The organism is Vibrio sp. (assembly GCF_984391705.1).
The window spans coordinates 157164-182725 of record NZ_CFHWOM010000004.1; the positions used below are offsets into that span (position 1 = coordinate 157164).

A 25562-nucleotide genomic window follows, 5' to 3' on the forward strand; every position below is an offset into this window, starting at 1 on the left:
GTATACAGGCAGGTGAACATTGACCTCGGTTTTGACACTATTGGCATGCAGAGCTACTTACTAACTTATAACCTTGATTACGAATGGTTTTAATCGCTGCCGTATAGACTTCGGCTTGAATAAGCTTTTTACGTAAGCCAGAAACCCTCATATCTATCGAACGGTTATTTACATTGTATTCGATGCCACGGGCTGAACGGCAACAATGCTCGCGTGATACGGTTTCACCAGCATTTTCGATAAGTAGTTGAAGTATTTCAAATTCGGAATTGGTGAGATTTATCGGCTTATGCTCATAATAGGCGGTTTGGTTTTGTGTGTTGATAACAATGCCATGAGCATCTGACACATGGCTGACTTGCTCTAGTTTTTGCTGTCGCTGGTAACGACGCATCAAAGCCTCGATACGTGCGACCAAGATATGCCCTCTAACGGGCTTAGTCACGTAATCGTCCGCCCCAAACTTAAACAAGCTGACTTCGCTCATTTCATCCTCAGCGGCGGTCAGCACCATAATCATTCCAGTATAGAACTGACGAGCTTCACTACAGATTTCCGCCCCAGACTTTCCAGGTAACATAAGGTCAAGCAACACTAAATCAGGCTGGTATTCTCTAATTTTATCGATCGCTATTGCTCCATCCTCGATAGCTTCAACTTCATACCCCTCTGAAGTCAAATACATTTTGGTCAATTGAGAGATATCTCTATCATCTTCGATCAATAAAATCTTTGGATTCATCTACCTACACACTAGCTTATAAATTTTCGCGCAGTATATAGCAAACGGTTTACCCTTCAAGCAGTGTTATAAATTACGTCAATGGTTAAAGTAAGAAATGGCTTACACAAACTGCCACTCGATAATAGCAACCACACACACTTGCAGTACAACTATCGGTTAAACTCAAAAATCTGAAGTAAAATCGACGAAAATAAGATCAAATATTACAAATTAAGTTATCTAATTAAATATTACTGTTACTTTTATCATTCACAAAACCAACATGTCAGCACAAATCCAAGTATGGGGACCTGCTGTAATCCATATTTTACACATTCCCCTCTCATAAATGAGACAAGAATAGCTTACAAAAAAGCCAAATTGCGCTTACAAACACTTACACGAAAGAATATACAGTATGGATGCTCTGTTAATTTATCCTGAAACCTCGGATTCTATACACGATCGAGTGAATACTCTCAGTTTTATCAGAAATTCAGCACATTTCTCGTTACTAAAATGTGAGTTAGAAGATTACTGCGCTTACAAATCAGCCGCGGTGTACCAAGTGACACTTAATGCATAATTGTTTTGGATAAATCCTACCTCTAACATTCAAAACCAATTCCTGTTCCTGAATTTGGTCACCTTAAATGAAGTTAAATTCATCTCTTTTTATGCTATCGGCAATATGCCCACTGTTTGCGCAAGCATCCGTGGAGGAGCAAATATCAAATGTCGTGTCTTCTTGGTTCTCTGTAGAAGTCAAACAAGTTAAGGGCTTAGCATTGCGTAATGTCTTTGATTGTGATTTCTATACCGCAACGCCGAATGTTAGTACAACTGACGGTGAATCCAGTTTTGGCCATCACTTATTCTTGCACAATGATGAGATAGTCGAAGCCTTCTCGGGTCCATCGACAACCCAACCTCTCCCTGAGCTGACGCAATGCATTAAACGCGACTTTTCTCTTACATCCACTGAGCAGGCCGATGTCCTTTTAGAAGCACTTGATACTTTGTTTGTCAGCTATGGCGCAATGAGAGAAATAGAACCTTACGTAATGAATAAGGGAACCCATTGGGAGCTAGTTAACGATAAATTTTTCGATTCTTTTTCAGGTTACGTAGTAAAAACGACCGCCAAAGGAACAATCAAATCAGTCTCTTATTCTCTTGAGCTAAAAGGAAAATAAATCATGATGTCTAAGCACACTTTAGCACTAGCTATCACAGTTTCACTTCTTTCAGGCTGTGATAGTGAGAGCAGCTCTAACACGACAAACACTAGCACTCATCGGGATAAAGGTACCACTATTCCTCTAATCGAAGGGTCGGCTATTGCCTCTGCAAAAACCTTCGATACGATACCAGAACAGTTTGCAGTTGATGGTGTGGATACTTATATCCAAATCACGCCAAAGAACAGCAATACTAGAAACGTAGCGTATAGTAACAATGCACCGGCTATCCACATTATTGCAGCTGACGATGGCGCAAAAGGTGAAAAAATTCGTCGTGCCGTCATGATTCTGCAGCACCTTTTAACTGACCTTCCAGATAGCAGCTATGGTACAGACAAAGCCTCCATCGCCAATAGTATGGCCCAGCGAAACGCGACATTAATTCTGACAGAAAATGATGATGCAAACCAAAAACTCATGGTCGAGCTATTCGTTAAAGAAGCATATAGGCAGGGGCAGCTACAAGCATGGGTTACAAGCGCTGAACCAAGCACACTCGAGGGCTTAGATTTTTCGAGTTCAACCGCATTTATGAAGTCTCTAGTTGAGTATGGAAATAAACAGAGTGAAGAAGACTTTGAGAAAATAATAAGTGGTTTGATTGAAGGCATAATCGACAGTGATGACTCTCCACAATGGTTGCTCAACAGCCAGTCACTGATGTATCGAGAGCTCACCGTCGAAGGCGACTGCCACTACATGAGTAATTTTTCGGATTACTGCGAAAACCTAGGAGAAGATGCAGATCGAGATGCAGCTTTCGAAGAAATTCTGCACTTAGTTCAAGCTCAAGGCATCGCGCCAAATGATAAATATCGAGATCTACAAGCTAGCATTTCCACTCGCGCTTTAAATTTATACAACGCTCATAAGGCAGGTTTGAATGCTGTCTGGCAACCGCGCGATTCGAGTTGGCAAGATTGGGCCGGGGATGATTTTAATGCCGATGAAATTGGTCATTCGTACTCTCACGAGTATTTTGCCGCAGTATTTGAAGCATTTATGGGTGTGTCGCAACATAACGGTCGTGGTTTAGACGGTTACCAAGCATTGACTCGAAGTGATATAGAGACACAAGATTCAGACGCAAGCCGATGGATTACAGGACTTTTTCACGGCTACCTTCAATACACTGCAAATATAAACTCGAATGGCGTTCACACATTCCATACACACGAATTTCCAGAGTCAGATGCCGCGCCCACATTTAAGATGAACCGCGAAGACGCATTAGCACTTGAAGAGTATACCTATAAGTCTCAATGGCTCTTACATGCAAAGGTAGTCGGCACTTCGCCTATGAACCTAATTGCTAACGACAAAGACAATACATTGGAAGGTAATCAAGCAGATAACGTTATCAATGGTAAAGCAGGCCAAGACGTTTATTTGGTTAACGCGAACGTTGAAGACTGCGAGGTTCAAAAGGGCCAAACGTCTGGATATAACGTTGTCTGTTCGACAACCGGTACCGATACGCTCATCAATATAGAAGAAATTCGTTTCAACAACGCATCACTAACTATTACACCGTAGCACTTGGCTCTCGCCTAATTAAGGCGGGGGTAGCACTTAACTTTTGGATACAACAATGAAAAAACAATTCATCATTTTACTATCAGCTATTGGCCTTAGCGCATGTGGTAGCCTAGCGATCATGGACAAATCTGAAGCTGTCAAAGCTCAACCAGAAATGTTGATTAAAACAGACGGAGATTTATGGGGTCTAGGTGGCGATGGTCAGTTTACAATGGGCGGTTTGTATGAAGGGAAATACTCTCGTGATGCCTCTTCTTCTACTTGGTTTAACACTATTTCTACCAAAGATGGCTCAATGGGAGCGGAAATCACGCGTAAAGACAATGGTGATAGCTGGGTTCTAAGTTGTTCAGGTGGTGGTACATCGGTCAATGTTGGCATGATGCAATTCGGAGGCAATGATCCTTACACCTGTGACATTTCATCTAAGGGCCAATCAGTTGGTAACTTTACTATCGCTGCAGAAGACAAAATGATCAGTTTTGGTAGCGAGAAAAAAGAGCGTGGCCACATTATTATCAACGGCAAACGCTTTGATGTTGAAACAGTTCATACAGGCACGAACCTAATGATGCCTTTAGAAAACCCGTTGGGTTACAGCTTCAAGTTAAACGGTAAAGAAGTTGCTGCCGTTCAAACCAACGGCATCTTAACCGTTCAGTGGTTGCCAGAACTGTCGCAAGAACAACAAGATGTATTGGCTGTTGGCGCTATCGCAAGTGCTCTAAGCTGGAGACCCGCTGAATAAACAACTCGCACCCAAACAAAAAAAACCAGCTAATTTATTAGCTGGTTTTTCATTGCTAGGTAGAAGATTGATTAGGCATCTGAAGACTCTCGACACACCTTATCTTGAACTGCAGTCGGCGCAGGCTCATAGTGACTCAACGTCATACTAAAACTCCCTTCACCTCCGGTAAGTGCTCGTAAACGTCTAGCGTAATCTTGTAGCTCATTAATCGGAGATTTAGCTTTGAGCAAAGTGAGGTTGTTTCCAGCGGCATCCGCCCCCTCGATTAATCCGCGATTACCAGAAAGATCACCGGATACATCACCAACATTGGCAGTGGGTATTACGAGCTCCATCTGGACAATGGGCTCTAATACTATCGGGCCTGCCTTAAGTACTGCATCCAGAAAAGCTTTTTTACCCGCGATAAGAAACGCAATTTCTTTCGAGTCTACCGAATGATATTTTCCGTCAAACACGGTGACTTCAATATCCTTTATAGGGTTACCCGAAATCGCCCCCTCTTCCAACGCCTGCCTAATTCCCTTTTCAACTGCTGGGATCAACGCAGTTGGAATTGCGCCGCCAACAACTTTGTTGATGAATCTAAACCCTGAGCCTCGCTCTAGCGGTTTGACGCTCAATCTAACTTCACCAAATTGCCCTGCACCTCCACTTTGTTTTTTGTGTCGGTAATGCCCTTCTGCACTTTTCGTAATAGTTTCGAAATACTCAACACTTGGTTGGCTTGCTTCCACCTTAAGCTTGTAAACCGATTCCATCTTTTCAAGTGCGACCTTGAGATGAAACTCGCCTTGACCACTGATTATGGTTTCATTGGTACGAGCCCGGTGTTCGATGCGTAACGAAGGATCTTCACTCGCGATCTTATGCAGTACATCGGAGAGCTTCTGCTCATCTCCTCGCTTCATGGGTTTAAGACATAGCGAATACATTGAGTCAGGGAGGTGGAGCGTTTTCAAACTGACATCATCTTCTGCATGCGAGTCATGCACAATAGAATCAAACTCTAAGTCATCGACTTTAGCTAATACACACAAGTCTCCTGCGAGTGCTTTAGAGATTTCATGTCGATCTTTACCCTGCAGTTGATAAAGATGTCCAACTTTAAATGGCTTGTTTCCATCACCGATGTATAGTTGAGAGCCAGAGTTGATCTCTCCCTGATAAACGCGAAGGTAAGCCAACTTACCCATGTAAGGGTCCACACTTATCTTGTAAACATGAGCCACACTGTGCTCGAGCGTTTCACAGTTCACTTTTATCTGTTTTCCGGCTTTCTCAAGTAAAGGAGGGTTCCCTTCATTAGGCATTGGCATGATTTCACTAAGCGTCTGAAGAAGAAGCTCTATCCCGGCACCTGATTCTGCTGAAACAAAACAAATTGGAATAACATGGCCAGTTCGGAGCGCTTCTTCAAATGGATCGTGTAACTGCTCTGGAGTGAGTTCTGAACCCTGCTCTAGATAAAGCTCCATTAGGTCTTCATCCATTTCAATCACTTGATCGATCAAGGTTTCATGCGTTGCTTCGACATCACTAAACAACGTAGCCTCGTCAATTTGTGGAGAAAAGTAACAATCGATAACTTTACTGGCATCGGAAGAAGGTAAATTAATAGGTAAACAGTGTTCACCAAACTGCTGGTGGATTTCACCCATCACTTGAGCAAGCTGATGAGTTGACGTATCTACTTTGTTGATGATAATCATCTGACACTTTTTCTGCTCACTGGCAAACTGAAAAAGACGCTCTGAAGTTTGATTGATCGGCATATGGGGGTCTATCACCAATGCGCTTGTTTCTACCGCAGGATAAATACTCAGAGTCCTGCCCAATAACTCATTTTGTCCCGGGGTATCGATAATGTTAAGTCGATGCTTTTGCCAGCTTAACGCCACAGGCGTCGCTTCAATACTACGTTGATACTGTATCGACTGAGGGTCGAAATCTGTGACAGTATCACCTTTTTCAATACTCCCGAGGTGGGTAGTTTCTTGGCATGTGTAAAGCAATTTTTCGATGAGCGTTGTCTTGCCGCAGCCAGCTTGGCCGACAAAAGCGATGTTGCGAATCTTATTGATAGGCATAGAGCCTCCTAGCAAAGTAACGTGGTGGAATAACCGATAAGGTCACGAACTGCGTTGGAGTTTGGGCGGGTTTACCGCCGTGTCGTCTTCCAGGTCATTTTTCGGATGACTCTATACATAAGCACTCCATGTGGGCGATAGAGTAGTTAGGATGCAATAATAACCATATTGTTTTTGTGATTTAATTCATGACCATTGAAACCCGTTCGTCTAATTTATGAGCAAGTACAAAAAAGCCGAACTCCATCATGTTTTATGGTGTTCGGCTCTAAGCTATAAATGTGGTCTAACTTGTTTTGAACTGGGACATTTCTTGGTTGAGTGATCGTACTTGTTCTGTGACCTGTTCGGAGACTTGATTCGACGAGTTAGATATACTGGCAACCCCTTCTACCGAGTCGTTAACTTGCGACATGAGTGCGTGTATTTCTTGAGTCGCCTTAGATTGCATTTCAGCAGAATGAAGCAACTCTTTCATTTGTTCATTAAGCTGCTCAATCTGCTCTGTCGTTGCACTTAACGTTCCATAAGCCTGTTTCGTATGAGAAGCTCCATCTTCGGCTAACACTTTACTGTTGTTAATCTCGCTGACAACCGCCGCTGTTGAGGTTTGAATTGCATTGACGATGTTATTGATTTCAGTTGTCGATTCAGTGGTTCGCGTAGCAAGCAATCGCACTTCATCAGCGACAACAGCAAAGCCACGCCCATACTCACCTGCGCGTGCTGCCTCTATTGCAGCGTTAAGTGCCAATAAGTTTGTTTGCTCTGCAAGACCTTCAATAACTTCCGTGACACGGCCAATGGCTTCACTCTCTTTACTTAGCTCAGCGACCTGTAAGCTCGCTTTCTCTATCGTTTGGTGTAAGTTGGTTACGGTTTGTTTATTTTGTTCTAGAGCCCGAGAACCAACCTCGATTTGGCTTTTCGATTCTAATAGATTATCAACCGACAGCTTGGCATGACTCGCCGTTTCTTCAGCAGACAAGCTAACGTCAGAAACTTGCTCACTGACTAAAGAAATAGTCGACATTTGCTGGTCAACCTGAACCGCTGTGTTGCTATTTGCTTCCTGGAGCGCGGCCATGCTCTCCGTTACGATCTGAGCTTTACTGGTTACACCACTTACAATACTAGAAAGAGCGTCGTTCATTTGATTGATGGATTCGGTAAGAGTCGCCAGCTCGTCATTACCTTCTATGAGCAGTTTCGGCTGAGACACATCGCCTTTCGCGATCAACTGAGCGCGCTCTGAAACGATAGAAACGCGACGGCCGATGCTTTTTCCCATATAGTTTGACACTGAGAAAGCCACCAGCACGATAATGACCGAAGATCCGACTAACAAGTTGATGACTGCACTGACAGAGCTAAAGATCCCTGATCCACTCGCATCAGCTTGGTTCTGTTGCTGTTGAATCAATTGCTCAAGTGACTGGTTCAAACTATCGACAGCAGGAATAAGCTCTGAAGCCATTTTCTGATTCGCTAGATTCCAGCCTGCCGCTTGGCGCAAGCTGACGACTTGGTCTGCCAAAGGAAGGTAAAGTTGCTGCATTTCTTTGAAGAGTGACCAAAGGCTCTGATCACTATCTGAAAGTAACGCTTTTTTGGAGTCGATTTCAGCGACGAATTTGTCGTGAGATTTTAAGAAGTCTTGATACTTGTCTAAATGCTCTTGCTTGCCGTATTGCAGGAAATCTCGCATTGAAGATAGCGCATTGGCCAGCGAGGTATAGCTATCAGCATACAGTCTGAACAAACGCTTTCTATCGCCGCCCTCTTTATTGCCCGCTTCATCATTAATCAGACCTTGGATTTGGTCTAGAGCAACTTCGGCGATGGGTGCAGCTTCATTAATGAACAATGAGTGAGCGGGTAAGTTTTCATCACTGTGACTTAACTCAGCAATATCATTAACCAATTGCTTAAGTGTGAGCCAACGGTTTTGAACTTGCTGATAGGAGTCTGGCTCAAGTAACGATTCTAACTTAGGAAAGCTCTCTTCCACTTGGAGCACAATGGCCTCTAGTTGAGCCTTTTGCTGTTCTCCTAGCGCTTCATCGCCCCCGAGTAACATATACGCCCTGAGTGTAGACACCGTGGCCTCAAGAGACTGCTGTATAGATCGCCCTACATCGACGGTTGGTAAGTCCGATTTCAGCAATGACGTAGTCTGCTGCTCTACAATGTTTACGCTGCGATAGACAAAAAGTGCTGACACGATAAAAAGTACTGCAAGTGACAGAAAACTTAACTGTAACTTCCCTGATATCGAGAGTTTCATCCTAATAACTCCTAATCTAATAACCTCCTAACTATAGCGTTTTGCGATGCATTGTTAAATATATGTAAATCAATAAAATAAACTTTTGATTTAAAAGGTTGTAAGAGTTTTCATACGTTATAGGAGAACACTTGCACATCAATCCATCGATTTCGCAACGACTTAGCAATTAAGTTCATAAGCACCAATAAGGACATTATCTCCTCACTAACATGAGGGATATTTCAAAACTCCGTTTGCCCGCCAGATTTACTATGTAATCAAAGCTAATCAAAGAGGTAGCGATATGATAGTTAAGAACGCATTCAGCGAAAAACTCAGTGAAGAATCAAAGCAAAACTGGCTGAGTTACTGGAAACACTTTACCGATCAAGAATATGGCTACTGCGCCGAAAGAAACTGTACAAAAGAACATCAACATGGCGTTTTAGTTACGCAATCATCTTTCTGCCAACGCGCATTGTTTGTTGTGCCACTCTGTAAAGAGCACAGTAACAGCTTTGTAAGCCAGCTAGAGATCGATGATGGCGCAAGTATCGTTCCAACTGAACTAAGCTTATAGGTTTTGTAGGGATTTTGTTGGAACTTGAGCAATGACAAAGGGTTTCGTCATTGCTCTTTTTTATTTTACAAGTTGCGAAAATGAAAGGAGCGCATCCGAGTTGAGTAACTCTCCACGACGAAACATTTCTATGATGATCTCTTCATCAATCAAACGCCCATTATAGGCGGCGATGTGCACTTTATCTCCAGGTTTTAAAAAATGTTCCTCTGCCCAAGGGGAGTAGTTAGGTGCACCCGTATATAGAACTAATTCACTTGGATAGTTTAACTCCGCAAGCTTAGGAAGAATTTGCTCATACATACCCTCATCTTCTTGACTGTTGATCCGACCGACCATCCAAGCCATTAAGTGACAATAAAACACTTTTAACTCTGTGCAACTCACTGATGGAGTTGCCAAATTAAGTTCACCATCTCGCTCAATATAAGAGACCAGCTTTATGTTTTCATCATAATTCGCTGGAGATAATCGAGACACGTTCCACCAATGACGGTTGATCCCCTTCGAGTGCTTGCCCCAAGATTTACGCTCAGAGATTTTCTCACTGCCCGGCAGATTTCGAATCGTGACATCGTTGCCTATCGAGATATGCGTTGTCATTAATGAACTCACTTTTCCTTTTTGATACTCAACCTGACAACGTAAGACAAACTCTGGCTCAGCATCTACTTCGCTCCCTCGTTCTGGATATTTCAGTGTCGAGCCAGACGTAATGGTGTTGTGTTCACTGCAATCAATGACAAATATACCATTGGGTAATTCATTTTCTTCTACACGTTCGGCACCACTGAGGTGACCGGAAAAATTACCAATGATTCCAATACTTAACATGTTACTTCCTATTGTTATGTGTGCGAACTTATGTCACTTGTTTGTTGATGAGTACTTGAGAGCAGGTATCCAGTTGCGCGAGTAGCCACGTGGCTGCAAGCAGATCGGCACTGCCACCTGGGCTGATGTTTCTTTGGATACAGGCTTGATCGAGCGCTTCTAATTGACACTCGAACGCTTGGTGGGTATCAAAATGGGTGTCGAGTATTTGTCTTGCTTCAGTTTTAACGAATTTAAGGCCACCGAGACCTGCACGATTCACTACATTTGTATCTTGATTGTGAGCCATCAAGTTGAGTAGCGCTAAGCTCAATGCCTTCTCTTCAGAATCCCCCCGATTCACTGACTTGTAATAGGTCGGTAAACCATGGTCAAAAATGGTTGGGTACCCTCGCTGAGCTTCACCTCTTACTCCGGTAAATCCATACTGTACGTAAAGACGCTCACCTACCGTTTTAGGCTCACCGCTTATGCTCCTTAACTGATCGTTAACGAGTCCAGAACAACACTCTTTGATCACTGCGCGAACGCGCTTGGAATCATAGCTAATGCCTTTACGATGTAACCAACCAACCGCACCGCAAATTAGCCCTAAGGTAAAGATCATACCTTTATGAGTGTTTACGCCCTTGGTTGTGCGATTCATTGCAACTTCTGCGCGTAGTCCCACTCTTCTCAAAGTAGGGAGTAAATCCCGCGCATGCGTCTCTGCCGCGTTGTAACCGGCCCGGACAAACTCTTTCATAAAGGGTCTAAGTGCATTACTGCTTGCCACAAAAGTATTGATATCCATATCTTTGTGGGCGCCCGAGTTTGCACAATCAACTAGCCCTGGCTTAGGCGTCAGATGTACTTCTAGCATCATTGCGTGATACGCGAGGTTACCTGCAAGTACGCAGATGTTTAGACGAGATTCACCGTTAGTTTCTGGCTCATACAAACTGCAATCGTCCATTAACCATTCTAGTGTTTTATTGGCATGCATTGATTAGCTCCGTCATTTTCTTAATCAAGTCTTTAGCAGTGTGCGACTGTTGGCGAATACAAGACTTCGCCTCTTGCTCACATACTAAGCACCGCCTTTTCGGTCGTTTGATAACACTCCTGGGGATAGGACGATAGTCTTTGCGGATAACATCAATATCGAACAGCCGTCCTAGCGTGTGGGTTTCTTCGATTTCAACCATGGTATTTTTTAAGAAATGGATGTCACACGTATCGACAACCACGAGAAGCTCGTAACCTGTGACTTCTTCTTTTATGTCCATCTTAAGAATGGCCATCCCCGACTTCACACACGCATTGACGATCGCTTTATACCCATATTCAAAAGCGACTTTAGCGATATGGTTTTTCTTAATATTACCAACCATGTTGATGGTGAAGCTCACCAGAGGCAGGGAGTGGGCATCCACCCACTCCCGCTGTTTAACAGCCCTTTGCTCCCTGCTATCCAGTATTTGTTCCAAACTGGCTATTGGACCGTCATACACAAACTAATCCTTTACTTGCTTAATCACGTCGATTACTGAACCATCGCGGTAACGTATAACGCCAACAATGTTCTCTTTGTAGCGAATTGCTCTAGGCTCACCCGTCAGTAATTGCGCGCGTTGTTGAAGCTGTTCAACGCCCATCAACGCAACCCCAGCCTTTTGCAAGCGCGCTGCAATTTCAGGTCGACTTGGGTTAACAGCGACGCCATGATCTGTCACTAGGACATCGATTTGGCTTCCTGGAGTCACCGTGTTAAGGACAGAGTTCACCACGGTAGGAATGCGGCCTCGGACAAGTGGAGCAACGATGATCGTTAAGTTTGCCGAAGCCGCAGTGTCACTGTGACCACCCGACGCACCACGTATCACGCCATCAGAGCCTGTAATGACGTTAACGTTGAAATCCGTATCAATTTCGAGTGCGCTGAGTATCACCACATCCAATTTTTCCACTGCCGCCCCTTTGGAAGCAGGGTTAGCATATTGGTTGGCCGAAATCTCAATATGACCTGGGTTACGTGCCATTGAGTCGGCGGCGTTAGCGTCAAATGACTGCACGTCCAGCAGCGTTTTGATGAAGCCTTTTTCATGCAGGTCAACCATGGTCGAGGTGATGCCACCTAACGCAAAACTTGCTTTTATGTTGTTCCGCTGCATTTTCTCTTCAAGAAAACGGGTAACAGCGAGAGACGCACCGCCAGATCCCGTTTGCATAGAGAAACCATCAAAGAAATACCCGGATTGTTCAATCACCTCAGCCGCTTTTCTCGCGATAAGTAACTCTCGTGGGTTGTTGGTCATCCGAGTCGCCCCACCACCAATCTTTGAAGCGTCACCAACACTTGCCACTTCAACTATGGCATCGACATCATCTTGCGCAATCGAAGCTGGCTGGTTAGGAAAAGGGACAATTTGCTCGGTAAGTAAGATGGTGTGTTTAGCGTATTTTGCGTCAATTTGCGCGTAGCCAAGTGAACCACATCGAGCTCTCCCACTGACAGCATTAGCATTACCAAACTCGTCACTGGTTGATACGGCTAGAAATGCAACATCAATATCAATCTCACCACTTTCAACTAAATGAACTCGACCACCATGTGAATGAATTTGAATTGGCTCTTCCATCAAGCCGCGAGAGATTTCTTCTGCAAGCTCTCCACGCAGTCCAGACGTGTAAATCTTTGTCACTACGCCATTTTTGATGTGTTCAACGAGGGGGGCGTGGACATCAGACAATGAACTGGATGCCAAAGTAAGATTTTTAAAACCCATTTCAGCCAGTAAATCCATTACCATATTAACGGTCTTATCTCCCCCTCGGAATGAGTGATGGAAAGAGACTGTCATGCCATCTTTCAATTCACTCGCTTCGATGGCTTGTTTCAACTCCGCGTACAACTTGCGCTCTTTTCTGTTCTCGCAGTCAACGAGATGCTGTGTTATAGAATGCGGCCCCGCATAAGGCTGCAATTGATAACGTTCAATGACATCAATATTTAACTCTTTCATCGTACTGCCTTACCGTTTAATTCCTGATTTTGCGCGTTCTAATGTCCAGCGAGCTCTTTCGATGATCGGTGCGTCGACCATTTTCCCATTTAGAGATACCACTCCCGAGCCTTGACGTTCAGCTTCTTCAGCCACTTCAATCACCGCTATTGCATGCTCAACTTCTTCTTCGGATGGCGCAAAGACGTTATGCAATAGTTCTATCTGGCGTGGATTAATAAGTGACTTGCCATCAAAGCCTAAACTGTGGATATGCCTAGCTTCTTTAAGGAACCCAGCTTCGTTACCTGAATCAGAATAAACCGTATCAAAAGCCATAATTCCTGCAGAGCGTGCTGCTTGTAGAATGGAGCAGCGGGCGAATAATAACTCTGTACCTTCTGGGCTTCGCTGCGTCCGAAGATCTCGCACGTAATCTTCAGCACCTAACGCGATACCTATCAAACGTTGCGAAGCGTGGGCAATTGACACTGCATTGTTGATCCCCATAGCCGATTCAATCGCTGCCAACATTTTTGTGCTGCCTAGCTCGCGACCAAACTCCACTTCTGCATGCTCAATGACCATTTCCATATCGACAACATCTTGCAGAGAATCCGTTTTCGGAAGGCGTATAACATTCACTCCCGCCTTTACCATCGCCATCACATCAGCACGTCCAAAATCCGAGTCGAGCGCATTAACACGCACGACCGTTTCAATGTTTTGGTAGAGAGGATGTTGCAGCGCGTTGTAGACAAGCATTCGCGCGGTATCTTTTTCGCGCAATGAGACAGAGTCCTCCAAATCAAACATGATTGCATCTGCGTCATAGATAAATGACGTGCTCAACATGGCTGCGTTTGAACCAGGAACGAATAGCATGCTGCGTCTTAGGGTTTCACTCATATCGCACCCCACACTAGTTGATGGCAATCAACGCCTTTAGAGGCGCGCATTACAGCAGCTTGGACACGAGCGCGTATCACACAATCAAGGGCACCTTTATCATTAATGGTAAGTCGGGCCGAGGTCACTCCCATTTGCTCAAGAGTAGACATGATCACATTGCGAATGGCGGGCTCAAATTGCTTTTCTACGGAGCTGGTGATTTCAACTTCAATAGAGCGACCCGGAGCGGGCGAAACTTCGACAAGCAAATCGCTCGATTCCAAAGTTCCAGCATATGAGCGCTGAAGTATTTCCATAATGGATCCTTAGGATAGGTTTGGATTAGAACAGACTTAGCCGGCAGTGGTATTCACTGTCTGCGTTACGCCTATTGTCAGTGAACCAGTAAGGATATTGCTGGACTGCGCTCAAATTTCACCATAGGGTAAAGTTGACTTATGGTTTCAATGAACTTAATTACTATAGGGTTATTGGATGCATAAAAAACGCCTTACACTAGAAGCATAAGGCGTTTGCGTTAACGTGCTTTTAATAGGCGTTAGTTGCGAATATAAACTCGCTCTGGGCGGCCTACGCGGCCATGTTCGTTTTCCACAGACAGAAAACCACTAGCAGAGCAGTATTCCAAATAACGTCTAGCTGTTGTCTTACTGATACCAACCGCATCACCTAGCGTTTCTGCAGTAAACTTAATTCCGCAATTGGCATTAAACACTTGGTGAATCTTATCAAGAGTGAGCTCTCCGATTCCTTTGGGTAATCGACTTGAGCTTTTATCTCTCGCTTGCATATTAAACAAGTCGTCAACATGACGCTGGCTGATGGTATCAAACGCTTTAATCGCGCAGTTATATTTCAAATAGCGATTAAGTGTTTCTTGCAGCCTTTCGTAAGAAATGGGTTTTAAAAGGTAGTCGAAACAACCGCAATGAAGTGCTTCTTTTACTGTATCCATCTCGCTTGAGGCTGTCACCAAAATAACATCAGGTTGAGGCGCTTTTTTATCTGCTATGATTTCTCGGAGTAAATCAATACCTCGTCCATCCGGTAAGTAATTGTCTAGGATAATCAACTTAGGCTTATGAATGCGGATCATATTCCTTGCCATGGCAAGGTCAGAGGCAATACCAATGGGGTTAAATCGTAGGGTTTGACGGAAGAACTGTGCGTGTAGTTCCGCAATACCCACTTCATCTTCAATGATTAAGACATCTATTAAATTCATGCTTCATTACCTTTATTCGGAATAAATATTGAGAAAATTGTTCCTTTAGGCTCAGCATCATCGACCAGGATGACACCTCCTGCATTTGTCACATATCGATTAATCAAATACAGTCCGATGCCATGCCCCTCCCTATCATCTTTGCTGGTCACGCCGCGGCTAAAGATAGTACTAGCAATATCGTCAGAGATACCGCACCCATTGTCAGAGACTTCAATCACTAAGTCGTCACCAGCATCAGTGATTAAAACATTGACAACTTTTTCGCTAGCAGGATTTTTCAACGTGGCTTCAAAGGCGTTATCAATCAAATTCCCTATGATAGCTGACAGCTCATTTGGCTCTATTGAAGCATTTAGTTTTGTTAGTTGGCACGTTGGATCAAATTTTAGCTCTAACCCTAATTCACAAGCTCGCGCATATTTCCCTAAGAGAATACCCGCTACTTGCTTTAATAATATTCGGGAGCTAATAAAATCAATTAATTGTTGCTTTCTGGTACTTTCGCTGTTTATTAATTCAAGTGCAGCGTTATATTCTCCTATTTCAATTAATCCACTAATGGTGGAAAGTTTATTAGCGTGCTCGTGACGCATAACACGCAGGTTATCTGTATATTGTTTGATCTGAGTCAATTCGGCAGTTAATGAATTAATATCATTTTTTGCTCTAAAACTAACCACCCAACCAAATAATTCTTCTTGATCAAAGATAGCAACTCTATTTGCAATAACGGTTTGACCATTAAGTACGATTATCTCGTCTTTAATATTCTTATCAAATGGGGTTTGGAAAAAGAACTGCGAGTTTGATAGAAACTCTAAAATAGAGCTGGATTTGAGCTGTTCAAAATAAGATTCGATTCGAAGGATTTCTGCTGCATTTTTATTAACCGCAAGGATTTTTCCTTTACGATCAATCGCGATAACACCTTCGTAAACAGAAGTGAGAATCGATTTTTGCAAATGAAGTGCTAAGCCTATCTCTGAAGGCTCCATGCCATTCATTTTCTTTTTGATGTGATTAGAGAAGTACCATGCACCGACTAACGTCATGATCAACATCAGAAAAAGCTCTAACAACAAAGGCTCAGCGTAAAATGCAACCCACTGATCAAACCGATTGAAGAGATAGCCGACTGAAACAACACCAATGATCTCGCCGTCAAAGTCAATAATGGGCGCTTTGCCACGAACTCCGTAACCTAAGCTTCCTTCACGAAGAGAAATGTATGATTGGCCTTGCTGTAATACGCCGTCATTGTCGCCACCCTGCATCGGATAGCCAATTTTATCCTTAACCGGATGAGAGAGACGGATACCTTTTTCATCACCGACAACAATAAAGCTTGCGTCTGATATTTTATGTAATCTACCAATCAGCCTTTCAATTGCAGGAACATTTTTAATTCTGACTTCTTGAATTAATTCTGGATCACTAGCAATTTCTTTTGCTTGAATTAATGCTCGAGTTCCAACTTGATGTTCTAAAGTATCTAGCAAGCTCTTATGGAAATTAGTCGTTACAATTGCCAACTGTACGATCATCAAACCAAAGATTAATATAAAAACACGACTTCTAAAGGTGAGCCCACTTTTAAACCTATACAGCAGTTGCATAACACCTGCTTTCATAAAAATTCCTTTTACTCATACTTTTAAAAGTATATTTGTCGATAGTTTGCCAACATAAATGATAAAAAGGAAGATAACTAGATCTTCCTTTTCACCTATTTATCAGCCTCCGATCACATACTTGATCATTACGCCAGCAGCGACAGCAGAACCAATTACGCCAGCCACATTTGGCCCCATTGCATGCATTAACAAGAAGTTCTGACTGTTCGCTTCAAGACCAACTTTGTTAGATACACGAGCGGCCATCGGTACTGCCGACACGCCTGCAGAACCAATCAGCGGATTGACCTTCTCTTGGCAAACTTTATTCATTAATTTTGCCATCAACACACCTGTCGCTGTACCAATACAGAACGCGACAATACCAAGTGCAAGAATACCTAAGGTCTGTGGTTGCAAGAACTTGTCCGCCATCAACTTAGAACCTACTGACAAGCCTAAGAAAATCGTAACAATATTGATCAAGCCATTTTGTGCCGTATCGCTCAGACGCTCTACCACACCACATTCACGCATTAAATTACCGAAGCAAAACATGCCTAGCAGAGGCGTCGCTGATGGAAGCAACATAGCAATCAAAATCAGCAGCATCAGTGGAAAGCAGACTTTTTCTAGTTTGCTTACACTGCGAAGTTGCGTCATCGAGATCTTACGTTCCTCAGCATTAGTTAGCGCTTTCATAATTGGCGGTTGGATCATTGGAACCAACGCCATGTACGAATACGCCGCTACCGCAATTGCGCCCAATAGCTCGGGAGCCAGCATACTCGATACGTAGATTGCCGTCGGGCCATCTGCGCCACCAATAATGCCAATCGCAGCCGCTTGAGCGACGCTGAAGTCCATAATACCAAGTTGACTAAGGCCAAGTGCGCCCAACACGGTGGCAAAAATGCCAAATTGAGCCGCCGCTCCTAGAAGCAGAGTTTTCGGGTTCGCTAACAGAGGACCAAAGTCCGTCATTGCACCTACACCCATAAAGATAACTAACGGGCCAACACCAGAAGCGATCGCTACGCTGTAGAAGGTGTACAACATACCATCGGTATAGTTGAACTCCTCTGCGAGCAATTTCAGTTGCACTTTCTCCATCGGTGTGGCCATTTCATAAGCATGCTTTAAGCTATCTTTACTTATGTCAGCAACATTTAAGACGCTGTTTAACACCTGATAAACTTCGGTTTTACCACTGTATATTGCTGCTTCAACCCCACTTATTGCTAAGTTTGCGTCAGGTAAGTTGGCAAGAATCCCACCCAAACCAATGGGCACTAGCAGTAGCGGCTCAAACTTTTTCACAATCGCCAAGTAAAGCAGAATCAGACCGATGAAAATCATCGCTACTTGACCTAACTGAAGGTGAAGAAACCCAAAGTCTTTAATTAACGCAATTACACTATCCATAACTGCACCTTACGCCAATGCCAGCAGTGCATCGCCAACCTGAACGGCATCACCTTCGTTAACAGATACAGCCTCAACAACACCATCTCGAGAAGCTTTAATTTCAGTTTCCATCTTCATCGCTTCGAGAATCAGTAGTATCTGACCTTCTTTTACCTGTTCGCCCGCTTTAGCGTGTACTTTCCAAATGTTACCAGCAAGGGGTGCAGCCACTGTTTCAGCATTACCTGAAGGAGCGGTTGGAGCTGCCGTAACAGGGGCTGCTTTGGGGGTATCAAGAGTAGCTTGCGCGAGCACTTCGGGATCGGCTCCCTCATTCACTTTCACCACATACGCTTGGTTGTTAACATTAACGGTATAAACACCTGGCTCAGTAGCGACTTTCTTGTCATCAGCTTTGGCCGGTGCTTGCTCTGTTGGTATCGGTTCAAATGCTTCTGGGTTGTGTCGGTTTTCGAGGAACTTCCAGCCCACTTGTTCAAACAACGCGACGGTAAGAACATCATCGATAACATCCTCCGTCAGTGAGATCCCTTTTTCTTTTGCCTTTTCTTGAACATTCAGTGTTAATGCTTCAATTTCTGGCTCAATGAGATCCGCTGGGCGACATGTAATCGCTTCTGCACCTTCGAGCACCTGTTCTTGTAATGCCGTATCGACAGGCGCTGGTGTTTGACCATACTCGCCTTTAAGGACGCCAGCCGTTTCTTTAGTAATCGTCTTATAACGTTCGCCCATCATCACGTTGATCACGGCTTGTGTGCCGACAATCTGCGAGGTTGGCGTCACCAATGGAATGTACCCCAAATCTTTACGAACTCTTGGGATTTCTTCTAATACTTGGTCTATTTTGTCGATTGCATTTTGCTGCTTCAGCTGGCTTTCCATATTCGTCAGCATTCCGCCAGGAACTTGAGCAACTAAGATGCGTGAGTCGACACCTTTCAATTGACCTTCAAAAGCATGGTATTTTTTGCGAACCTCGCGGAAGTACGCAGCAATATTTTCAAGCTTAGAGATATCAAGCCCGGTGTCACGTTCTGTCCCTTGTAACGCGGCAACCAAAGACTCAGTTGCCGGGTGTCCGTATGTACCACTCATCGATGAAATCGCAGTGTCAACGCGGTCAACCCCTGCTTCAATCGCTTTCAGCAACGTCATATCGGCCATACCCGCCGTCGCGTGACAGTGAAGGTGCAGCTCTACGTCAAGCTGTTGTTTTAAGGTAGATACTAATTCACTCGCTTCATACGGTGTCATTACACCCGCCATATCTTTGATAGCGATGGAATCAACCCCCATCTCTACCAATTGCTCAGCAAGGTTTACCCATGAGTCCATGGTGTGAACAGGGCTCGTGGTATAGCAAATTGTCCCTTGGGCATGAGCACCTTGCTTTTTCACTGCTTCGATAGCGCGCTGCAAGTTACGAGGATCATTCAATGCATCAAATAGCCGGAACACGTCCATGCCATTGTGCACGGCACGTTCAACAAATTTATCCACCACATCATCGGCATAATGGCGGTAACCTAAAATATTTTGGCCACGGAATAACATTTGCTGCTTAGTATTTGGCATCGCCTTTTTTAGCTCACGCAAGCGTAGCCAAGGATCTTCGCCTAAAAAACGAATACAAGAGTCAAACGTCGCGCCGCCCCAACTTTCTAGTGACCAGTAACCGATTTGGTCTAACTGTTCTGCGATGGGCAACATGTCATCTAAACGCAGACGGGTCGCGAACAGGGACTGGTGTGCGTCACGTAATACAACATCAGTAATACCTAGCGGCTTTTTAATATCAGACATCGTGTTCTCCTAGATTTTGGCACTATTAGCTTTGAGTTGGTTGTGATGATGAATCGCGGCAGTAATCGCAGCGACAATGTTATTGTCTGATGGCGCGCTACTTACTGATTCCGTAATGGCTTCTGTTTTAGGTGGCAGTATCGCTAACGAAACTTTCGTTAACAGACGAATCGCACCCACTAATAAACAGAGAAAAAAGAAGACAAACCCCATGCCTAAGCCCATGAGAACGAAGCCTTCATAAATGATTGGTTGTTGACTCATTATGAATACCCATATTAAAAGAGTGGTATGAGTCTAAAGTGATGTCGGAAATGACTTCGTGAGGCTCATCATCGTAATCCCCCCCCATAAAGTGCATTAATGGCGTTAATTAATTTAATTATTTTTGCAGTACAAACCGCTAGAGATTTAGGTCATTTACGCCATTAAAAACTCATGCGTCATCAATAAACGTTTTTTACCTCTAATTCGTATCGATGAGTTTTCGCTAACGTGTCAATACGAGCATGTTACGTAGACGAGGACACAAAATGGATACCGTAACTCAATTAGAACGACGCGCTGAGCGTAAGAACAAGATTCGCTTAACTCACCAACTCCCGGTGATTGCACTCACCTTAAACATTCCCGCAAACCTAACTCATCAAGCTTGGGTACCTATGTTGTTTAAATCAGCGTTAAATAGCTTTCTCGCAAAAATGGAAGAGATGGATGTTAAGGTAATCGAACAACAATTCGCGACGACACCTACTTACGAAGCCCTATTTGCTGTTGATATCCGTTCAAGCACCTTACTGAAAAAGGCGGTTATCGAAATCGAACATACTCACCCATACGGGGCGCTTTTTAACTTTGACGTTATGTGTCGACAAGGCAAAACCATATCACGCCGCTCATCTTACATGCGCCCAAGGCCTTGCCTAATTTGTGACGATATCGCTCAACGATGTGCAGCAATGAAACGCCATAGCCCAAATCAAATAGAACAAGCCATTATGCAGATCATTAACGCTTAACGGCTAAAAACAAAAAAGCGCTGATTGTTATCAGCGCTTTTTTTAATGGCTCACTTCCGTGGGTTGCTGAGCCTCTTTCACTATCTTCATTGCTTTTCTTTTTACTTGATAAGGGGATGTTTCCAAATCAAACAATTGCTTGAGATGTAAGTATGTCGTTCTTGGTACCAGCTTCTCAATCATCTCCCATTGGTTATCAAAGAGTAAGTTTCTTACCAATGACGCCGATACAGGTAAGTTCTCGCATTCAACACGAGGGATCTCACTTAATGTAATGGTCGCATCTTCTAAAATAGGAGTTGATAGCCATTGCTGCATTTGCTGGTTATAGAATCGAGTCACCGCGCAGATGGGCTCAGTTCCCACAAACCGATGCGTGATGCCTAACGCTGGAGCAATATGACTACGGAAGATTTGTAGATCCATGGCCGTATGGCAGTAGTTAATCACCCCTTCGTCTTTTAAGAAGTAACTTGGAAACGTCGCACGAGAGATAATGTAATCTGAGCCTTCATGTACGATGACGTTAGGAAGGTCTCTCAGGCCCGCTTTAATCATCAGCAACCTATCTTGATAAGTGAAAAACGAACGATCTTCTTTTACCACAAACAGATGTACCCAATCGCATTGTGACGCTGCGTGCTCCACTAAATATCGGTGCCCATTCGTGAACGGGTTCGCGTTCATGACAATGCTGCCTATTGTCTCCCCTTCTCGCTTATAAGCACGTAGGTCATCACAGTAATCTGTTAGACGATGTCGACTGTTCTCTAGCAATATCACACGGTTTTTCACAGAAGCCAGCTTGTAAAAACCAGCTTGCTTAAATAAGCGATAGTTATCAGGTTTAGTATAAATGAACAGGTTGTAGCGCCCCAGGTCATAAGCCATTGTCACTAACTCGCTCAGGAGAGATGTGGACAAACCTTGGCCTTGAACACTTTCATCGACCGCTATTGATTTGAGTGTGTTGCCAGCCAAACCGCCTGTTGCAATGATTTGATGGTTCGAATACGCGACGACAAAAAACTCTACGTCTTGATCAACTCCCAGCCCCATCTTGGTTAAGAACTCTCTTATTGCTCCCATCTTGCGAGGATTTTGTCTTTGAATTTGTTCGAAGCGATACGACATGAGCACGGCTCTTTTTCATTAAGTTAGCCATCTAATTATCAAACTCCTACCCTATGCAAAGGATGAGATATGTCATAGCTCATCACAAGGATAACTAATTAAATGGTGTTTATCGTTTTAATTAAATTGAGGCTTTAAAAAGACAAAAAGCCAATTAATTGATATCAATTGGCTTTGTCCTAACTGCTTAGTTCCCGTTAAGCAGGTTGTTGTACTTGTTTACGCTTTTTCATCATACCGATAATTGGTAGCGCGATAGACAGAACAGTAATACCAATCAATACTTGCGATACTGTAGAGCTTGCGAAGATAGACAGGTCTTGGTTAGAGATTCTGAACGCCTGACGGAATGACTGCTCCATGGTTCCACCCACGATAACTGCTAGGATCATCGGAGCGGTCGGAATGTTCGCACGCTTCATCACAACCCCTGCTACACCTAAGATAACAAGAATGTAGAACTCGATAACTGAGTTACTGATTGCGTAACAACCGATAAACGCTAAGCCAAGTACGATTGGGTAAAGCACCTTAGGTGGAATAGCTAATACGCGAACCAAGACACCCGCTAGAGGAATGTTGACAACCGCTAGGATGATGTTCGCAACGAACATACTTGCGATTAGACCCCAAGCAACATCAGCGTGTTGAACGAATAGTAGCGGGCCAGGCTGAATACCCAGCATCAGTAGCGCTCCCATCATTACCGCCGTTGTACCTGAACCTGGTACACCTAACGATAGCATTGGAATCATCGCACCGATTGACGCTGCGTTGTTCGCAGATTCTGGAGCCGCTAGACCTTCGATTGCACCATCACCAAACTCTTCACTGTGCTTAGAAAGTTGCTTCTCGTTGTTGTAACACATTAGAGAGGCCATTGTACCGCCTGCACCAGGCAGAGAGCCGATGATGAAACCTACTGGCGCACTGCGTAAGATTGCCCACTTAGAACGTTTCCAATCATCACCTTCAATCCAAATACGTTTAAATTTAGTTTGTGCTTTCTTAGTACCCTTACTCAAAGAACTAAAGCTCTTGAATACTTCACCCATCGCGTAGATACCGATGATGACCACTAGGAAATCAATACCGGTTTGCAGGTGCAAGTTACCAAAGGTAAAACGCTCTGTACCTGTCTGTGCATCAATACCAACCGTTGCGATAGCAAGACCAATCACCATTGAAAGGAAGCCTTTGAGCATATTCCCTTTCGACATGGATGCCGTCATTGAAAGTGCCGCAACCATGAGTAGGAAGTACTCAGCAGGACCAAATTTCAAGGCAAATCCAGCAACTGGCTCAGCCAGTAATGTCATTAATACCGCTGCAATCATACCGCCAATAAGAGAAGCAATCGCAGAGATAGCCAGTGCCGATTCTGCACGTCCCTTCATGGCCATAGGATAGCCATCGAACGTTGCCGCCAAGGCTGCTCCATCTCCTGGAGTGTTGATCAAGATAGAGCTACGTGAACCACCAAACATCGCGCCGATATAGACACCTGTCATGGTGATCAATGCAGCGGTTGGACCCATTGCAAATGTCATTGGGAGCAATACCGCTACCCCAGTTGCAGGGCCTAAGCCCGGTAGCATACCTACGATGGTACCTAACACACCACCGACGGTGACAAGAAGCAGGTGATATGGCTGGAAAGCAACACCAAACCCGTTAAATAAGTTAACAAAAATATCAGACATACAAGAGCCTTAACCCATAAAAGGTAGTGGTGGAAGACTAATGGCCAGCAGAGTGTTAAAGATAAAGAACACACTAACCGAGAATGCAACAGCTACCAGTGCACTCTTCTTCCATTCCTGAATGCCACTGGTAATCGTAAGCATCGCGAATAGGAAAAAGAAGGTGCTAATAACGTAGCCAAGCGTGTCGAACAACAATGCGTAACCGATTGAAACAAGACACGTATATAAGATACGTTTACGGTCAAACTTCTTGGTTTCATCTTCATTGATGAGGTCAACGTAAGCTTGAATCGACGCTTTGATGTTGCTTTTTGCGAGTAAGATACCGCCAACAATAATGGCCAGTACGGCTACTCCCATTGGGAAGTAGATGGGATCTAATGGATTTCCAAATGCTGCCCTAGGCATTGCATATGTCATACCACCATAAATAAGACCAAAAGCGATGCTGAATATGCCGGTAAATGCATCCCAGTTTGGACTAACTTTTTTATTTTCCATTTTGAATCCTTTTCGAACCGAGAGAGAAACTTGGTCATAGGAGGTTAGAGCGTTTTGACACGCCCTAACCAACTAACAGGGAACGTTAGCGTTTAAAGATTTCTGCGAGAATGTCTTTGTACTGCTCATTAGTTTGAGCAAGGAACTTAGTGAAATCCTCACCATTTTGGTATGCAGCATCCCAACCGTTACGCTTACGAGCTTCTGCCCACTCTGGTGTCTCAACCATTTCTTTTAGCGTCGTGTTCCAGTAAGTTACCGCGTACTCAGGCATATCTTTCGGAGCAAATAAACCACGCCAGTTTTCGAACGTTGCATCGATGCCCTGCTCTCTTACTGTTGGGATTTTAGCTACTTCACCTTCACCCACACGCTTAGATGCTGTCTGTGCTAATGCGCGAAGATTGCCACTTTCAACTAACTGCGCCACATCGCCAAGACCGGTCGAAATGAGGTCAACGTGTCCACCCAGTACTTGAGCCACCGCACCGCCGTCTTGAAACGAGATGTAATCAATTTGGTTTAGGTTTGGGACACCCGCTGCTTTCGCGATCAATAGGAACTGGATGTGGTCCATACTGCCTGCCGCCGAAGTGCCGCCAACTTTTACAGATTTAGGATCCTTCTTAAGCGCTTCCATTACCTCGTTGATAGAGGTGTATTTAGAGTCTTTAGAGACAACGAATGCGCCGTAATCGGTAATTAGGCGAGCAAGAGGAGTGGTATCTTCGTAACTGTATTTGCTTGAGCCAGTTAGGTTCGTCAACAAAATTGGTGGAGAGTAAACTGAGATAAGCTTGTCACTACCCTTCTGTGTTTGCATGTAAGCCAAGTTAACCGCACCACCACCACCAGGGCGGTTGGTGATTGGCATGTTAGCTTCTACAAGCCCAGTATCTTTCAACGTTTTAGCAACAGTACGGATAGTTAAATCCCAACCACCGCCAGCACCAGAAGGAGCGACAAACGAAAGAGTCTTAGGCGGGTAGTCTTGGCCTGCGACACTAGTTAATGGAAGAACGGCAATCGAGGTCATTGCAGCTCCAATCATCAAGCTCTTTAGTTTCATGTTCATTCTATATACCTATTATGGTTATGTTATTTTGATTTCAACCAGAGGCAGATAAGTCAATAATCTGCCCTAATTGATAGGGTTATTATTGAATGAACAGTCAAGAGGTTATGTGATACGTCACCTTA

Annotated in this window: 23 protein-coding genes; 5 read left to right on the plus strand and 18 right to left on the minus strand. The window is 44.0% G+C overall.

Annotation, left to right across the window (positions count from 1 at the left end; genetic code table 11):
* Positions 1-37: 37 nt before the first annotated feature.
* Entirely contained in the window at positions 38-742 is a 705-nt protein-coding gene (locus AC4MRV_RS05295) for a response regulator transcription factor (RefSeq protein WP_491186382.1), read from the minus strand.
* A 635-nt stretch (positions 743-1377) separates the two neighbouring features.
* Between AC4MRV_RS05295 and AC4MRV_RS05300 the strand changes: the two genes are divergently transcribed.
* The 3 genes from AC4MRV_RS05300 to AC4MRV_RS05310 are packed head-to-tail and all read left to right on the plus strand — an operon-like array spanning position 1378 to position 4255.
* A complete protein-coding gene (locus AC4MRV_RS05300) occupies positions 1378-1920 on the plus strand; it encodes a hypothetical protein (RefSeq protein WP_491186383.1) in 543 nt (180 codons plus the stop codon).
* A 3-nt stretch (positions 1921-1923) separates the two neighbouring features.
* Complete coding sequence (locus AC4MRV_RS05305) at positions 1924-3504, plus strand: hypothetical protein (RefSeq protein ID WP_491186384.1); 1581 nt, start codon at positions 1924-1926, stop codon at positions 3502-3504.
* A 55-nt stretch (positions 3505-3559) separates the two neighbouring features.
* A complete protein-coding gene (locus AC4MRV_RS05310; protein WP_491186385.1) occupies positions 3560-4255 on the plus strand; it encodes a VV20781 family protein in 696 nt (231 codons plus the stop codon).
* Positions 4256-4326: 71 nt separating this feature from the next.
* Here AC4MRV_RS05310 and fusA read toward each other — a convergent pair whose 3' ends face one another.
* Complete coding sequence (gene fusA, locus AC4MRV_RS05315) at positions 4327-6348, minus strand: elongation factor G (protein WP_491186386.1); 2022 nt, start codon at positions 6346-6348, stop codon at positions 4327-4329.
* 286 nt (positions 6349-6634) lie between these two features.
* Positions 6635-8635 (minus strand): HAMP domain-containing methyl-accepting chemotaxis protein, encoded by a 2001-nt coding sequence (locus AC4MRV_RS05320; protein ID WP_491186387.1) that lies wholly within the window; start codon positions 8633-8635, stop codon positions 6635-6637.
* A 286-nt stretch (positions 8636-8921) separates the two neighbouring features.
* Here AC4MRV_RS05320 and AC4MRV_RS05325 point away from each other — a divergent pair, with 286 nt between their 5' ends.
* Positions 8922-9197: a hypothetical protein gene (locus tag AC4MRV_RS05325; protein ID WP_491186388.1), complete on the plus strand. Its 276-nt coding sequence runs from the start codon at positions 8922-8924 to the stop codon at positions 9195-9197.
* Between the two features lie 60 nt (positions 9198-9257).
* Here the strand turns inward: AC4MRV_RS05325 and AC4MRV_RS05330 are convergent, their stop codons facing one another.
* From AC4MRV_RS05330 to AC4MRV_RS05380, 11 genes are all read right to left on the minus strand, one after another.
* Positions 9258-10031, minus strand: a complete 774-nt coding sequence (locus tag AC4MRV_RS05330) for a DUF5718 family protein (RefSeq protein WP_491186389.1) — start codon at positions 10029-10031, stop codon at positions 9258-9260.
* Between the two features lie 28 nt (positions 10032-10059).
* Positions 10060-11016: a triphosphoribosyl-dephospho-CoA synthase CitG gene (gene citG, locus AC4MRV_RS05335; protein WP_491186390.1), complete on the minus strand. Its 957-nt coding sequence runs from the start codon at positions 11014-11016 to the stop codon at positions 10060-10062.
* Positions 11003-11524, minus strand: coding sequence for a citrate lyase holo-[acyl-carrier protein] synthase (citX, locus tag AC4MRV_RS05340; protein ID WP_491186391.1), 522 nt, complete (start codon positions 11522-11524; stop codon positions 11003-11005). Before citX (AC4MRV_RS05340) ends, citG begins: the two co-directional genes overlap by 14 nt.
* Positions 11525-11527: 3 nt before the next feature.
* A complete protein-coding gene (gene citF, locus AC4MRV_RS05345; protein ID WP_491186392.1) occupies positions 11528-13036 on the minus strand; it encodes a citrate lyase subunit alpha in 1509 nt (502 codons plus the stop codon).
* A gap of 9 nt (positions 13037-13045) precedes the next feature.
* Complete coding sequence (gene citE / locus AC4MRV_RS05350; protein WP_491186393.1) at positions 13046-13924, minus strand: citrate (pro-3S)-lyase subunit beta; 879 nt, start codon at positions 13922-13924, stop codon at positions 13046-13048.
* Positions 13921-14223, minus strand: coding sequence for a citrate lyase acyl carrier protein (citD, locus tag AC4MRV_RS05355; protein ID WP_491186394.1), 303 nt, complete (start codon positions 14221-14223; stop codon positions 13921-13923). The genes citE and citD overlap by 4 nt, the downstream gene beginning before the upstream one ends.
* Before the next feature lie 242 nt (positions 14224-14465).
* Positions 14466-15152, minus strand: coding sequence for a response regulator (locus tag AC4MRV_RS05360; protein WP_491186395.1), 687 nt, complete (start codon positions 15150-15152; stop codon positions 14466-14468).
* Positions 15149-16786: an ATP-binding protein gene (locus tag AC4MRV_RS05365; RefSeq protein WP_491186396.1), complete on the minus strand. Its 1638-nt coding sequence runs from the start codon at positions 16784-16786 to the stop codon at positions 15149-15151. The genes AC4MRV_RS05360 and AC4MRV_RS05365 overlap by 4 nt, the downstream gene beginning before the upstream one ends.
* 102 nt (positions 16787-16888) lie before the next feature.
* Positions 16889-18127, minus strand: coding sequence for a sodium ion-translocating decarboxylase subunit beta (locus AC4MRV_RS05370; protein WP_491186432.1), 1239 nt, complete (start codon positions 18125-18127; stop codon positions 16889-16891).
* Between the two features lie 75 nt (positions 18128-18202).
* On the minus strand, positions 18203-20002 hold the full coding sequence (gene oadA, locus AC4MRV_RS05375; protein WP_491186397.1) for a sodium-extruding oxaloacetate decarboxylase subunit alpha: 1800 nt from the start codon (positions 20000-20002) through the stop codon (positions 18203-18205).
* A gap of 9 nt (positions 20003-20011) precedes the next feature.
* Positions 20012-20266, minus strand: coding sequence for an OadG family protein (locus AC4MRV_RS05380; protein ID WP_168786380.1), 255 nt, complete (start codon positions 20264-20266; stop codon positions 20012-20014).
* A 269-nt stretch (positions 20267-20535) separates the two neighbouring features.
* Here AC4MRV_RS05380 and citX (AC4MRV_RS05385) point away from each other — a divergent pair, with 269 nt between their 5' ends.
* Positions 20536-21021, plus strand: a complete 486-nt coding sequence (gene citX / locus AC4MRV_RS05385) for a citrate lyase holo-[acyl-carrier protein] synthase (protein WP_491186398.1) — start codon at positions 20536-20538, stop codon at positions 21019-21021.
* A gap of 42 nt (positions 21022-21063) precedes the next feature.
* On the opposite strand, the gene citC is transcribed toward citX (AC4MRV_RS05385), so the two are convergent.
* The 4 genes from citC to AC4MRV_RS05405 form a co-directional block, all read right to left on the minus strand.
* Positions 21064-22161 (minus strand): [citrate (pro-3S)-lyase] ligase, encoded by a 1098-nt coding sequence (gene citC, locus AC4MRV_RS05390; protein ID WP_491186399.1) that lies wholly within the window; start codon positions 22159-22161, stop codon positions 21064-21066.
* Positions 22162-22352: 191 nt separating this feature from the next.
* Positions 22353-23858, minus strand: coding sequence for a tripartite tricarboxylate transporter permease (locus AC4MRV_RS05395; RefSeq protein ID WP_005474580.1), 1506 nt, complete (start codon positions 23856-23858; stop codon positions 22353-22355).
* Between the two features lie 9 nt (positions 23859-23867).
* On the minus strand, positions 23868-24362 hold the full coding sequence (locus AC4MRV_RS05400) for a tripartite tricarboxylate transporter TctB family protein (RefSeq protein ID WP_491186400.1): 495 nt from the start codon (positions 24360-24362) through the stop codon (positions 23868-23870).
* Between the two features lie 85 nt (positions 24363-24447).
* The gene (locus AC4MRV_RS05405) at positions 24448-25437 is read right to left on the minus strand and encodes a Bug family tripartite tricarboxylate transporter substrate binding protein (protein WP_491186401.1); all 990 of its coding nucleotides are present in this window, start codon (positions 25435-25437) and stop codon (positions 24448-24450) included.
* Positions 25438-25562: the final 125 nt, after the last annotated feature.